At 41.0% G+C, this 14325-nt stretch carries 14 protein-coding genes and 2 tRNA genes; 7 read left to right on the top strand and 9 right to left on the bottom strand.

The window, feature by feature from the left end; translation table 11 throughout:
- Positions 1 to 30 precede the first annotated feature (30 nt).
- The 7 genes from QI63_RS06570 to secA form a co-directional block, all read right to left on the bottom strand.
- Positions 31 to 441, bottom strand: a complete 411-nt coding sequence (locus QI63_RS06570) for a putative toxin-antitoxin system toxin component, PIN family (RefSeq protein WP_044014919.1) — start codon at positions 439 to 441, stop codon at positions 31 to 33.
- On the bottom strand, positions 438 to 686 hold the full coding sequence (locus QI63_RS06565; protein ID WP_044014918.1) for an AbrB/MazE/SpoVT family DNA-binding domain-containing protein: 249 nt from the start codon (positions 684 to 686) through the stop codon (positions 438 to 440). Before QI63_RS06565 ends, QI63_RS06570 begins: the two co-directional genes overlap by 4 nt.
- A 517-nt stretch (positions 687 to 1203) precedes the next feature.
- The gene (locus tag QI63_RS12430) at positions 1204 to 1527 is read right to left on the bottom strand and encodes a cytochrome c oxidase assembly factor Coa1 family protein (RefSeq protein WP_255347350.1); all 324 of its coding nucleotides are present in this window, start codon (positions 1525 to 1527) and stop codon (positions 1204 to 1206) included.
- A gap of 21 nt (positions 1528 to 1548) precedes the next feature.
- The gene (locus QI63_RS12425) at positions 1549 to 2043 is read right to left on the bottom strand and encodes a hypothetical protein (RefSeq protein WP_052185499.1); all 495 of its coding nucleotides are present in this window, start codon (positions 2041 to 2043) and stop codon (positions 1549 to 1551) included.
- A gap of 225 nt (positions 2044 to 2268) precedes the next feature.
- Positions 2269 to 2775 (bottom strand): hypothetical protein, encoded by a 507-nt coding sequence (locus QI63_RS06555; protein ID WP_044014916.1) that lies wholly within the window; start codon positions 2773 to 2775, stop codon positions 2269 to 2271.
- Positions 2776 to 3135: 360 nt separating this feature from the next.
- On the bottom strand, positions 3136 to 3849 hold the full coding sequence (locus tag QI63_RS06550; protein WP_215904688.1) for a hypothetical protein: 714 nt from the start codon (positions 3847 to 3849) through the stop codon (positions 3136 to 3138).
- A 403-nt stretch (positions 3850 to 4252) separates the two neighbouring features.
- Positions 4253 to 7000, bottom strand: a complete 2748-nt coding sequence (gene secA, locus QI63_RS06545; protein ID WP_044014912.1) for a preprotein translocase subunit SecA — start codon at positions 6998 to 7000, stop codon at positions 4253 to 4255.
- Positions 7001 to 7216: 216 nt separating this feature from the next.
- Here secA and QI63_RS06540 point away from each other — a divergent pair.
- The 7 genes from QI63_RS06540 (at position 7217) to QI63_RS06510 (ending at position 10020) form a co-directional block, all read left to right on the top strand.
- Positions 7217 to 7290, top strand: a tRNA-Arg gene (locus tag QI63_RS06540).
- A gap of 20 nt (positions 7291 to 7310) precedes the next feature.
- Positions 7311 to 7559, top strand: coding sequence for a hypothetical protein (locus QI63_RS06535; RefSeq protein WP_044014910.1), 249 nt, complete (start codon positions 7311 to 7313; stop codon positions 7557 to 7559).
- Between the two features lie 88 nt (positions 7560 to 7647).
- Entirely contained in the window at positions 7648 to 8076 is a 429-nt protein-coding gene (gene rplM / locus QI63_RS06530) for a 50S ribosomal protein L13 (protein ID WP_044014908.1), read from the top strand.
- A 17-nt stretch (positions 8077 to 8093) separates the two neighbouring features.
- Positions 8094 to 8483 (top strand): 30S ribosomal protein S9, encoded by a 390-nt coding sequence (gene rpsI / locus QI63_RS06525; RefSeq protein WP_044017141.1) that lies wholly within the window; start codon positions 8094 to 8096, stop codon positions 8481 to 8483.
- Positions 8437 to 9099, top strand: coding sequence for a regulatory protein RecX (locus tag QI63_RS06520; protein WP_044014906.1), 663 nt, complete (start codon positions 8437 to 8439; stop codon positions 9097 to 9099). The genes rpsI and QI63_RS06520 overlap by 47 nt, the downstream gene beginning before the upstream one ends.
- A gap of 16 nt (positions 9100 to 9115) precedes the next feature.
- Positions 9116 to 9874 (top strand): TPM domain-containing protein, encoded by a 759-nt coding sequence (locus QI63_RS06515; protein WP_044014904.1) that lies wholly within the window; start codon positions 9116 to 9118, stop codon positions 9872 to 9874.
- 72 nt (positions 9875 to 9946) lie between these two features.
- Positions 9947 to 10020 (top strand) — tRNA-Val (locus QI63_RS06510).
- A gap of 61 nt (positions 10021 to 10081) precedes the next feature.
- Here QI63_RS06510 and QI63_RS06505 read toward each other — a convergent pair.
- A complete protein-coding gene (locus QI63_RS06505) occupies positions 10082 to 13195 on the bottom strand; it encodes a type I restriction endonuclease subunit R, EcoR124 family (RefSeq protein WP_044014902.1) in 3114 nt (1037 codons plus the stop codon).
- The gene (locus QI63_RS06500; protein WP_044014900.1) at positions 13192 to 14325 is read right to left on the bottom strand and encodes an AAA family ATPase; all 1134 of its coding nucleotides are present in this window, start codon (positions 14323 to 14325) and stop codon (positions 13192 to 13194) included. Before QI63_RS06500 ends, QI63_RS06505 begins: the two co-directional genes overlap by 4 nt.

Raw genomic sequence — 14325 nt, 5'->3', positions numbered from 1 at the left:
GCAAAGGCAATGTCAGCGTTGAAGCGGGTGTTAGATTATTTCTTCAATCATGTCAAAGTATTCTGTCGGTGTAAAAATTAATGGTTTATCAATTTTTACATCTTCAAAATCCTTGTCTCCAGTAATCAAAATATCCGAATCAGATAAAATTGCAGATGCAAGAACCGGTAAATCTTTTATGTCACGAATTTTCGGATATTGCTTTCCATCAATTTTATTCGGACTATTAAATTCCTCAAAACTAATTCCATCAAAAAAAATATCCAACAGTTCTCTTTTTAATGGAAATTTTCTTTTAAAAACTTCTTCACATTCTTCCTTGGTGTATGAAGAAATTATCACTGTATGTTTTTCAAGTAAATAGGAAAAAACTCGAGCAGTTTTACCACTAGGGAAAAGTATCGCAGAAATAATGATATTTGTATCTACGAAAACTCTCAACGTACTTTCCTTAATTCTTTAATATAAGCAATAACATCATCTTCTGTTTGAAAGCCTACTTTTCCTGCTTCTCCTTGCATTTGATCTTGAGCATTTGACAAAGTTATTTGAGAGGCGTTTGTAATATAAATTTTTCCTCTACTTTCTTCAAAATAGACTTTATCCCCAGTTTTTAATCCAAGCAAATTTCTTATTGTAAGAGGAATGGTAATCTGACCTTTTGAGGTTACTTTTGCAAGTTCCATAAAACAGCTCCTTACTTTCCTTACTTATACTATATACAAACTAAGAACTTGCTGTCAATAACTTTTATTAAATATTCTTTCTATATTTTTATCACATTAACTCTTGTACTTTACCAGGATTCACCGCCATAACGATCTATAATTGTCTGTACATTTCTTGCCGCCTCTGAAGAATCTTTCCCCATCCCACTCAAATTAAGCATAACTGAATCTGAGGCGTAACCTCCACTTGCAGGCAAGCCACTACTTATTTTGTTTATCTCTTCTCTGGCGTTCCATGCAGTATCAAGATTTTTAAATCTAAAATGTAATTCATTACTCCTATAAATTTATTTTAGATCGAAGTAAATGTACAGACTGTTATTCTCCATGCCTCCATAAAAAAGTAGCTTTGATTTCTTACTTGTGTTTTCAAACAACTACTTTTTTTGAGCCTGCCGACAGACAGGCCAATCTAACATTGTTTTAAACCGCAAACGGCTTGTCCGTTTGTCGGCTTTGAAAACGGTGTTAGGCGTTATTCTTTATTTAAAAGTAAATCTATTGAATCTGCTTTTCCTTTCTCTTTATAAAAAATTACTTTGTTATATTTCCAAATTCCATTTTCCTTTTCAGCATCGATATACACTCTTGAAATACCATTTTTCCCTTTTATTTTGTACGAAAGAGATGCTTGTCCCGTTCCATTTCCATTCATACTCATAGAACCACTAATTATAATTGGAAGTTTATATTCTTCTCCAAGATATTCCATAGCATCCTGATTATTTTCAATAAGTTCTAATGAATACTTATATGGCTCAGAGTTTTTAAATAATGAAAAAATAGAGGTGCATACAATTATAGCGCCGATAAAACCAATTCAAAATATTACAACACATTTTATAATTTTTTTCTTTTTAGTTTTATCTGTAATTTCGATATTTGTTTTTACTTCAATTTCTTTATCTTTACCAAAAGTTTTTCTATATAGAAAAATGTTTCCGTAAACAAAACCTAATGGACATGTAGAATATGCAAAAGGAAACATATCGTTTTTATCTTTTAGTAAACAAATAATTGTATCATTTATTATTCCAAAGATAATACCAATTGTGCTTACTATTATAAAGAAGTAACAAAAAAACTTAAAAATAGATTTTGGACAAAACGGGTTTATTTTCTGGAAACCTAATACGATAAAAACTATTGCCCATGCTATAAAGAAAAAAACAATGCTTATTCCAAAACCTAATAAAGCTTCTGAAACTTTTATATCTTTACAGATGCAAATAATACAATTTAATATGCAAACCCCAAGAATTATACCTAGAATAATTTTTATTCTTTTTTCATAAAAATCAATTATTTTTTCCATTTTTTCCCTTTCTTGCACGCCAATGCGTGTCCGCCTAACTACCGCTTAACCTGCATTTGCGGCTCGTCCGCAATGTCAGGTTGAAGCGGGTGTTATGGCAAAAATATTTCTTTTACAGAATTATATTTTTTGAAGCGTATGCTTCTATATATTATACTGTATATTATACTGTTCCTAAGCGGCATAAAACCGCTTCTTCGTCCAAGCCTGAAATTATATCCTTTATTACCAAACTATTATTTCAGTATATTCTGTAATAAGTTCGCCATCATCAAAACTATATACAATTTTTCCTATGAAGTTTTTTTCATTTTTCATTTCTTTAACCAACCAATATTTTTTAATTTCATTAAACATATATCCATGATTGTTTATTATTTTATTTTTAATGATAAAAACTTCTCCATTCTCTGACTGATAGGAAAAACTATAAATCATCATTTTTTCCCATGATATATTCTTATCTACTAAAAAACTGAAAACATCATACAAAATACCAAATGGCCATGTTTGTACGGTATGAGTCCAAAGCACAATATTGTTATGATTTTTAGAACCGGTATTTTCTTCATGACAAAAATTATACTGTTGAAAAAACCAATGTGGATAACTTTTAGAAGTTATTGCAAAATTTATTGCATAGCAATTAAATAGATATATACATATAAATAATAGTGAAACCGTTCTTTTCATTTTTCCTTCTAAAAAAGCAGGCCAGTGGCCTGTCGCCATAACTAACGCTTAACCTGCGTTTGTGGCTTTGCCGATGCGTATAGTAGCGGCAAAGTTGGCGAGAAAGTTGCATAAAAAGGGTGCTTCGTCAGCAGCGCCACTCAAACAACTTTCGTGACAAAACAAATGTCAGGTTGAAGCCGTGTTATGGAAAAATTACTGCTTTTACAGAATTAGATTTCTTAATTCCTTTTTTCATTAAGAAATATTCTGTACTGTTTTTGACAGCGTACCCTTCTATTATGATATTTTTCCTAAGCCGCGTACTCGTAACCCCTAAAGTTCAATTTCATTTTAGAAAGCAAGCTCGACTTGCTTTCTAAAATATTCCTTTTTTCTATAAACCTTATTTCTAAAAAATTAAAGAAAATTTATATATCTATCTTTCTTTCCTCCGAAATGTTGGCGTACAATTTCTTCATGACCATCTTCAAATATAAGATTAATTTCCAAATTAATTTCCACTGTATTATCTTTTTTGTAAGTAATCGGAATTTCGAAATAAATACAATAATCTTCTGTTTCTGGATATTCTTCATGTTTGAAGTTTACAGTCTTATATTCTTTGAAATATTCAAGGTATTCATCTTTTCTGTCGTATTTTGAAGTAATTACTGAATGGTATATTTCTGTTATATCCATAAATACCATTTCTCGTCCATTTCGAGTCCAACTACTTGAATCCATAAAAGAAGAAGAATTTCCATTTTTTATTAATTCATTATTAAGAATTTCAGCTTTTATAATTTTCCCAGATTTGCTTTGTATTTTAAATTGAAAATAATATCGTCTACGATAATGAACAAAAAAAATATTATAGCCTTCATAATCATAACTTGGAAAAAAAGATGAATCTATATAGACATTTGAATCTTCATATTCTGCATTACTATTTTCATATGCATCATACATTAATCCGACAAAGAAAAATCTATATACAAGAAAAAGAAATAATAAAATTGAAGATGTTATAAAAAATACTTTCTTCATTTTTCCTTCTAAAAAAGCAGGCCAGTAACCCGTCCACATAACACCTTTTCGACCCTTCCTCATAATATCATACGAACACCCCATTTGCAATCTAAACTATCGCGGATTAAACCAATGACATCTTTCTACTATAAATGCCCACCGGAACACAGCATCAACAGGCAGATTAGGCCTATCCTCACTAAACAAGCTAAGACAAATCACATCCTGTCGATAGGGCACTGACGCCAAGACCGCGGACTGCCTTCTATAGGGCACTGCACATCTCTGTACAGTATCTGATAACAAGTTCGAGGAAATATCAAACTTGTTACTGAATAGAATCGCATGTATTTATGAATAATTTATGAACACAAAGAGCAAAAAGGCGGCTTTGCAGGTGTGCCGGAAAAGCTGCCTCAAAATAATCAGGAGAGGGACAAAATTGCAACGGGAACACCCCAAAGAGTGTCCCGGTCATATCATACAGATTCGGCGTTATGCCGTTTTACCTTCCGCAGCAGTGCTTGTATTTTTTGCCGGAGCCGCAGGGGCACGGATCGTTTCTGCCGACTTTAGGCGCGGTGCGTACTACTTGGACGTTTTCCGGCTTGCTGCTGGAACTCATCGGGGAGCTGCTCTGATGGAAGGAACCCATGGAGCTGTGGTGCGCGGAGCCTTGCGGAATGCGGCGGTTGGGTGTACGCGAAGCGGGTTCGTCGGTACTGATCCGTACCAATACCAGTAAGGAGGCAATGGAGAAGCGGATTTCGTCGAGCATCGCGTAGAAGATGTCGAAACCTTCAAGCTTGTATTCCGTGAGCGGGTTTTTCTGACCGTAAGAGCGGAGGTAGACAGCTTCGCGCAGGGCTTCCAGATTTTCCAAGTGATCGAGCCATTTACGGTCTATCGCCTGTAAATACTGATAGCGGATAAACATATTGAGGTTTTCATTGCCGGCGAGCGCCATTTTTTCTTCGATATTTGCTTTGAGCGCGGTGTAGATTTTCTGCTGCAGTGCGGCGGTATCACCAGTTTGAGCCAGCTTTGTGTCCTCATCACTGAAGATGTAGCCGAACTTTGCCTTGAGATTTGCTTGCAGTTCCTTGAGCTCTTCCGGTTTTTCCTTGCGGGAACCGTGCTTGAACTGCTCGAATGCATCATCAAGGTATTCTTCTACCGTGGCATAAATGCGCTCAACAAGATTCTCGTCCTGCAAAATCTTATCGCGCTGTTCATAGATAAAGCCGCGCTGTTCGTTCAGCACATCGTCGTATTCAAGGAGGTGCTTACGGATATCGAAGTTGCGCTCTTCAACCTTGGTTTGCGCCTTTTCGATACTCTTGTTGAGCCACGGATGCTCAATCGGCTCGCCGGGTTCCATACCGACCTTTGCCATCACCCGCTTGAGGTTTTCGCCGCCGAACAGACGCATCAAATCATCATCGAGGGAGAGGAAGAATTTTGAACGCCCCGGATCGCCCTGCCGTCCGGAACGACCGCGCAGCTGATTGTCGATACGGCGGCTTTCATGCCGTTCGGTACCGATAACATACAATCCGCCGAGCGATTTGACTTCCTTGTAGTCTTCCTGCCACTTCTTGTATTCTTCTTCGTATATTTTTTGATACACTTCCGGCTCGGCTTCGGTTCCTGCCCGCCTGCGTGCCCTAAATTCGGGGCTGCCGCCGAGCTTAATGTCGGTACCGCGTCCTGCCATATTGGTTGCAATCGTAACCGAGCCTTTCGCGCCCGCTTCCGCGATGATGAGCGCTTCCCGTGCGTGGTTTTTGGCGTTCAATACCTCGTGCCGAACCCCTTTCCGGGTGAGCAGCGCCGAAAGCTTTTCGGACTTTTCGATAGACACCGTACCGACCAGTACCGGCTGTCCGCGTTTATGCGCTTCGGCAATTTCGTTACAGAGCGCCTCCCATTTTTCCGCTTCGTTCAGGTAGACCACATCGTGTTCGTCCTTGCGGATTACCGGCAGGTTGGTCGGGATAACCACAACATCAAGCGAATAAATCTTGTTGAATTCAACCGCTTCGGTATCTGCCGTACCGGTCATACCGGACAGCTTGTCGTACATACGGAAGAAGTTCTGAAAAGTGATAGTCGCCATCGTGCGGTTGCGCTGGGCAATGCGGATATGCTCCTTCGCTTCGATAGCCTGATGCAAACCGTCCGAATAGCGGCGTCCTTCGAGGATACGGCCGGTGAACTCATCGACAATCTGCACCTGCCCCTCTTTTACGACATAATCGACATCGATGTGATAGAGGATGTGCGCGCGCACCGCCTGCGTAAAGTAGTGGATGTATTCAAAGTTTTCTTCTTCAAAGAGGCTTCCGTTGATCAAGCCCTGTTTTTGCAGAATGTCCTGAATGTGCAACATACCGGAGTCGGTAAAGGACACGCGGCGGCTCTTTTCGTCAATCGTGTAGTCGCCGACAATCTCTTCGCCTTCAAGCTCGTTGGGATATTCGCCCGTTTCGGGATTCTTTTTGACTTCTTCAAGCTGATCGACGAGCTTATCGACATCGAAATACCGCTTGGTGTCGTCCTCGGCGGAACCGGAAATGATGAGCGGGGTACGCGCCTCGTCGATAAGGATGGAGTCTATTTCGTCCACAACCGCGAACGAAAAGCCGCGCTGCACTTTTTCTTCCATTGTAAGCTGCATATTGTCGCGCAGATAGTCAAAACCGAACTCGTTATTGGTACCGTAGGTGATGTCCGCATTGTAGGCGGCTTTCCGCGCGGCGTTGTCCATGTTTGACAAGATTGCCCCAACACTGACACCGAGGTATGTGTAGACGGGACGCATCCAATCGGCGTCGCGTTCTGCAAGGTAGTCGTTGACGGTTACGATATGGACACCCTTCCCTGAAAGGCTGTTGAGGTATGACGCTGCGATGCTCATCAGGGTCTTACCTTCACCGGTCTTCATTTCTACGATGCGCCCCGAATGGAGTACCAGCGAACCTAAGAGCTGCACATCGTACATACGCTCATGCAAAATACGCCGCGCCGCCTCCCGTGCAAGCGCAAAGGCTTCCGGGATAAAGGCATCGAGCGATTCGCCTTTTGCAAACCGCTCCTTAAACTCGGCTGTTTTTTGCTTAAAATCTTCCGGGGCAAGAGCAAGCGCCCATGATTCTTTTTCATTTATCTGATGAAGAACGGGCAGCAATGCTTTAATGTCCCGTTCGTGCTGTGAACCGAAAACGGCTTTAATTATTTTATCTGCAATCATTGTATCAATGTACAGCGATTCGCCTGAAATGTCAATTTTCGGAGAAAAGACCGATAAAGCATCTCTAAAAAATCGCTTAGATTTTGAGAGGTTTCTTATACTTTAAAAAGGAACAACACGAGGGCTTGTAAAAGGCCGTTTTTTTTTTATACTCACTAAGATACAGGCTGTTTAAGAAGCATAGCTGATATGCCGATATAGGCAGCATAATCTTTTGATCCGTTAGCTCAGGTGGATAGAGCGGTTGCCTCCTAAGCAACAGGTCGCACGTTCGAATCGTGTACGGGTCATTCTTTAATAGGAGGTTGGTATGATTGCGCTTATTATTGGGGCAGCAATGATTCTCTTTACAGTCTTTGCAGCGCTTCCGCCGGAGACTGCCGGTTTCGGACTCGGCTGGGGAAAAGATATTCTACTCTTTTTGCGCGGCGGCTTACCGATTTTCACAGCCTTTGTCGGATTAATTGCTGTGTTCATCGGTATTGCGGATATCAAAGACAAGCAGGATGCGAGAAAAGAAGAAGCAGCGATGAAAGTTGGAGAAAATAAAAACGAATAAAGTTCTGCGGGTTGACTGCATAGCCGCTTTTTTGATATAGTGTTTTACCCACATTATCTGCAATAAAAATATATAAGGTACACAAAAGATGAAGACAATTTTTTATAAAGAGCGTGAAATACCGCGGAGCTGGTATGTTATCGACGCTGCAGGAAAGCCGCTCGGACGGGTTGCTGCAAAAGTTGCTGCAATGGCTCGAGGAAAGCACAAGGCTCTCTATGCACCCCATCAGGAATCGGGCGATTATATTATCGTTATTAACGCCGATAAGGTTGCCGTTACGGGGAATAAAGACAAGGATAAGATGTATCACCATCACACAGGTTTTCCCGGAGGACTTAAGTCCGTCAATTTTAATACCCTTATCGGGAAAAAGCCGACCGAACCGCTGTATATTGCGGTAAAAGGTATGCTGCCCAAAGGCCCGCTCGGGCGTAAACTGCTTAAAAATGTGAAAATTTATGCAGGTAGCGAACATCCGCATGCGGCACAAAATCCTGTTGCGGTAGCGTTATAATTTTAGGAGAAATGGTTGTGAAAAATATCGGAATAGGAACAGGACGAAGAAAGACCTCGGTAGCACGGGTTTATATCCGCGAAGGGAAAGGTTCGGTAACCGTCAACAATAAGAATATGGACGACTACTTTGCCACTCCCGAGCAGGTTCAAATGGCAAAACGGCCTTTGTTTGTTACCGGCAGCGATACCCGCTATGATATCATCATTACCGTATACGGCGGCGGTCTAAACGGACAGGCAGGCGCTTGTTCACACGGTATTGCCCGTGCGCTTGCACAGGTAGATGCCTCTAACCACAGCTCACTTAAAGCGAATGGCTTATTAACTCGCGATTCCAGAATGGTTGAACGCAAAAAGTATGGCCAACGCGGTGCTCGCCGACGCTTCCAGTTCAGCAAGCGTTAATCCTACCCTTATTGCGGTGGAGTATACATCCTCGGATACTGTCAAACTGGTACTCTCCGGGGATGTTTCTATCGTAAGCCGGTTTTGTTACTTTGATGAACCGCTTGCGATAGATAACCTTCCGCTCACCCTTACAGAATCCCAAACAGAACATCTCTATCAAGCAGGCCGGCGTTTCTTAGCTGAAAAACAAGCTGCCGCCTATCTTAATCGTGCCGAACATTCTTCTTATCAACTAACAGTCAAATTGCAAAAAAAAGGCTATATAAAAAACGAATATCAGCCTGCATTGGATTATTTACGTGACGAAGGTACGCTTGACGATTCCCGCTTTGCCGGTGCATATTTACATACGAGGAGCCTTTCAAAAAAAGAGGGGCATGCGCGTCTCTTTTCGGAACTGCGTAAACGCGGAATCGCTGCAGACACGGCAAAGCAAGCGCTCAATGATTTTTTTGCAGAGATTGACGAAGCAGAAGTATGCGAAGGAGCAGCGCGCAGTCTTATCCGTAAAGGCTATACCGACCAAAAACTCTATAGCGCACTTCAACGGAAAGGCTTCCCATTCTCTATGATCAAACGATGTCTTACACGCCTTTTCTCCACCGCATCATAAAACTAAAGGGGACGCTATGAAATTTTCAAAACATCCTTTCCGGTTTATCATTATTGCCTATCTTTGTGTGCAAAGCGCCTTTCTGTTTGCGCTTGACGTTCCGCCCCTGAACGGTCCGGTCAACGATTATGCACATATATTTACAGCAAGCGAAACGCAGGAATTAAATGCGTATTTATATAGTCTTGACCGCCAAAGCGATTTACAGATAGCGGTGCTGACCATTCCTTCGTTGGAAGGCGAAAGTCTTGAAGATTATTCCATCCGCGTTGCGGAAAAATGGCAGATCGGACAAAAAGGCAAGGACAGCGGCGTTATCTTAATAATTGCCGCTCAAGACCGCAAGCTGCGTATCGAAGTGGGCTACGGCCTCGAAGATCGCATCACCGATGCACAAAGCAGCAGGATTATCCGTTCAATCATCGCACCTTACTTTAAACAACAGGAATACGGAAAAGGTGTTCTTTTAGGGGTAAAAAACCTTGCTGGGCTTGCACTTCAAGACGAAAGCCTCATAAGCGAGGCTGTAAAAGAAGCCGACCGGCAGGATGACGATTCTATTCCGCTGCCGCTCGTCATTTTCCTGATTATTATCTTTCTGCTCGGTTCCCGTTTTATGCCCGGCGGTTTATTCTGGCCGTTGCTATTCCTTTCGGCAGGACGAAGAGGCGGTTATTCGGGACGCGGCGGAGGGTTCGGCAGCGGGGGCTTTGGCGGCGGTTTTAGCGGAGGCGGTGGACGCTTTGGCGGCGGCGGTTCTTCCGGCTCGTGGTAACAGTTTCGATGTCGCTATCGTACCAGGGGTTGACATTTTTATCAGGTTTATATATAGTCTCTTCTGTTATTAGGGCGCTTAGCTCAGCTGGTACGAGCGTTTGGTTTACACCCAAAATGTCGGCGGTTCGATCCCGTCAGCGCCCATAGTTCCCTCCTTGCTGCATATCGATTTATATAACCCGTTTCTGCTTTTCCAAACACGTCATCAAATTGTTCCGCCAACTCCTTTGAATTTTTCAACAAAAGCAACCATTTTTTGAAAGACCTTTTGCTTTTTTGTTAAATACTCAGGATTGAGCGGGCTGAGTTTAGGTAATACTGTATTAAGATCCGTGCCGTTTTCGCTGGCATATTCGCGTTTTAATGAAGTTTGTATGTACCGTTTTGCAGCTTCTTCATTCAGTTTTTCTGCGGCAATCAGTGCAGCAGCTTCTTCCCTTTGCTTTTGTTGAGCATACATAAAGAAAGCCTGAATAACTTCCGCCCTATCTTCAATCGGCTCAAAATCCGTTTCGTTGATAAAATCGACAATTAAACTTTCTTTGGCTCTGTTTCCAATGCTGGATCTGATTATTCGGCGGACATCATCTACTAATTTTGTTTTATCGTTTGTTTTCTTATTATGTTCAAAAATAAGAGCTAGAATATAGTCAAGGTCAATCTCTTGCGATTTCAGCAAATCAACTTCAAAAACCACATCATCCCAATCGATTTTTGTATTTTCGGGGGCAGCGCCCGTCCGTGCGCAACTGAACCAGACCCTGATGTCATTATATGTTGAGCAATAATCTTGTACAGTCCGTTCCGGCAGCACTTCTATTTTTTGTATTTCTGCAAACGCTTCATCGGTTAGAAAGTACCGGTCTTTAAATGCACTGACAGCGGCGCTATCTTTTGTATCAATGGACTGCAGGGCTTTCAGCTGCGTAAATTCATCATAATTGCGCAAGATATTTTCGATACGCAGATATTCGCCGAAGAGCTTTACAAAGGCTTTTTTGGCGGCTTCGGTGGTTATTGCATCAGGGTGAGGAAAGTGTGTTTTCAATTCCTGAACAACCGCAGCGTAGCCCCTTCGTACTTCACCGGTTACACTATCGGTGAAGCCTTCGATATATTCTTTGTAACTTTTTTCAAGCACCACATTCGTCGTATTCTCCTTAGTAGCAAAGCGAGTAATTGCCTTTATTGTAGCTTGCTCCAAATCTCTAAACGTAACGATATTGCCGAATGTTTTGGTTGCGTCATAGATACGATTGGTACGGGAGAATGCCTGTATCAAACCATGATAGCGTAAGTTCTTGTCTACAAAAAGTGTGTTCAGCGTTTGCGCATCAAAACCGGTAAGGAACATTCCAACCACAATCAAAAGGTCGATCTCTTTGCTCTTCACTCTTTTTGCTAAATCGCGGTAGTAGTTTTGAAACTCCTTACTGTCTACACCGAAATTGGTCTGAAACATTTCATTATAGTCGCGAATGGCTTTTGCCAAAAACTCCTTGGCGCTGGAGTCCATTGCAGACACTTCAAACGTTTCTTCAAGAATATCCCCAACGGCATTCTGTTCTTCGTTCGCTGCATAAGAAAATATGGTTGCTATTTTTAACGGCTTTTCACTTTCTTGCTGGAGGAGATTCAGTTGTTCATAATAGCGTTTGGCAGCTTCAACACTGCTGACTGCAAACATGGCATTAAAGCCCATCCTGCTTCCCTGCATTCGATGAGTCTTTATACTAAAATTCCGTAAGATATATTGAGCAATTTCTTTTATCCGGTCGGGATGGAGCAAGAGTTTCTTTTCTTCTGCAGCACTGATTTTTGCTTCGTCCTGCTCTGTTTCCAAGGCTTTGAACGTGGGGCGTACATCGTTATAGTCAACCTTGAATTTTAATACTTTTTCATCTCGGATGGCATCGGTGATGGTATACGCATGAAGCTGGCAACCGAATACCTTTTCCGTAGTCTTTGATTCATCTAATGCATTCTCCGAAAAAATGGGCGTTCCGGTAAATCCGAATTGATAATATTTCTTAAATTTTTCCTGTAAGTTACCCTGCGCTTCACCAAATTGAGAGCGGTGGCATTCGTCAAAGATAAAGACAACCTGTTGTTGGTAAATGGGTAAATCACCTTCGCTTTTCATCAGATTGTTCAGTTTTTGGATAGTCGTTACAATAATTTTATTATCGTCTTTTTCAATATTCCGTTTTAACCCGGCGGTGCTTTCCGAACCGTTTACGCTATCCGGCGAAAAGCGCTGGTACTCCTTCATTGTTTGATAGTCCAAGTCTTTCCGGTCAACAACGAAAAATACTTTATCGATAAACTCAAGCTGTGTAGCAAGGCGGGCTGTCTTAAAGCTCGTAAGCGTTTTACCGGAACCTGTCGTATGCCAAATATAGCCGCCGCCATCCGGTGTACTCCATTTCTTTGCTTGAAACGAACTTTTTATTTTCCATAAGATACGTTCCGTTGCAGCAATTTGATACGGGCGCATAATGAGCAAGGTATTGCTGGTATCAAACACGGAATAGGTGAGCAATACTTGCAGCAGTGTATTTTTCTGAAAGAAGGTCGCTGTAAAATCTTTAAGGTCTTTAATCAGCGTATTGTCAGATTTTGCCCAATTCATCGTAAAATCAAAACTGTTTTTATCTCTCTTTACCGTATTGGCAAAATAGCGGGTATCTGTTCCGTTGGAAATAATAAACATTTGCAGGTATTTATATAAGGAACTTTCGCTATTAAAACTTTCCTTACTGTAACGGTGCACCTGATTAAATGCCTCGCGGATTGCAACTCCCCGTTTTTTCAGTTCTATCTGTACTAGCGGCAGCCCATTCACTAAAATAGTTACATCATATCGATTTGCTTGTGTACCCGTTTGTTCAAACTGATTGATCACCTGCACTTTATTGCGGGCGATATTCTGTTTGTCGACCAGATAAATGTTTTGGATATGCCCATCGTCAAACACAAAGTCATAGATATAATTATCGTGTATCTTCCGTGTTTTATCTATGATCGTATCACTCAGTTTATCTAAATATTCATCCAGAAACCGCTGCCATTCGGCATCGGCAAAAACGGTATTATTGAACTCTTGTAACTGCTTCCTTGTATGAGCAAGAAGTGCATCGGGAGTAGTAATATTGGGAAGATACTCGTAGCCTTGGTTGCGTAAATCTTGGATCAGCTCCCGTTCCAAAGCAGCTTCCGGCTGATAGCCTACAGAGGGTTCGCTCACCATTGAATCTTTGGTATATGTATCAAGGACGATAAAGTTCGGTAATTCTGCTATTGTGCCGTATTGTGTCATTGCGGTATCTCCTTTTCCCAATATCTATTTTTAATAAGATGGGATAATAAGAATTTCACAGTCTGTTTTTCGGCAGGTGTCGGTTCTGCCACAGCTTCATTCGATAATGTAGAGTGACTGCTGAATTGTATGATTCGATTATAATAGGTCTGCTTATCATCCGGTAACAGGGCGGACCATTGGGGATAGCCCAAGAAATTTGCAGTTTTCTCATAGAGATTACGAAGGAGTGTAAAGTGATATTTTTGAATGTTGCCTGCTTCTATAGCTTCTTCCAGTGTCTGCTTCAAAAAGAGATGATAGGAAAAGCTCTGATTGGAATCACCCTTCTTCTCTTTAAGTTCAAATGTCCCGTCTTCGTTTCTTTCCAGCATATAGCCCTCTTTCAAGTTAAGCTCATTATAAATCACATTATAGAATAATGGATTATGGGTTGTTATAATAAACTTTAATCCTGATGTGCTGTTTTTAATCAGTTCAGCTATATTTGCTGCCAATTCTATTAAGTGGTTCTCATCCAAAGAACTTACCGGGTCGTCAATAAATATATACTCTAAGCTATTAAACTGACTTGTAGAGCGATTTTCGGGTTCTGGTATGCTCAGAACTTCTACAACCTCTTTTAGCAGGCTGTAAAATACACACCAAATAAAGCAACTTTCCTCACCTCTCGAAATTTTTATGTTTTCAATACGTTGTTCATTCCCTCTCTCAATAGAAAAACTTATCTCGCTATAATCCTCACTAAAGCGTGGGGTTAATTTATCGCTTGTATAATGCTGAAAAAGATCTATGATATTATTGCCCTGTCCTTCTTCTTCAAGAATCCAATGTGTAAAATCATTAGGTCGTATCGTCAACTTTCTATTTACATCTTCGTCCAAATCATTATCCCAATAAAATAAATCTTCGGTAAAAGCATTGTAGTAAATAACCTTTGTTGCCTTCGTTTCTTCTTCTTCTTCTGCTACTGCTACTGCTACTGCATCATCTTCTTGTTTGGGTGCAATCATCTCTTTGAAAACACGAGACAATCGGGTTTTACCTACACCGTTAAAGGCATAGATTAGCTGCACTTTTTTGCTACCCTTTTTTAACTCTTCGGCTATTTTATCTAATGATTTTCCCAT

It is taken from the genome of Treponema sp. OMZ 838 (genome assembly GCF_000775995.1).
Classification (GTDB): Bacteria; Spirochaetota; Spirochaetia; order Treponematales; family Treponemataceae; genus Treponema.
This window is presented reverse-complemented; position numbering and strand designations above follow the sequence as displayed.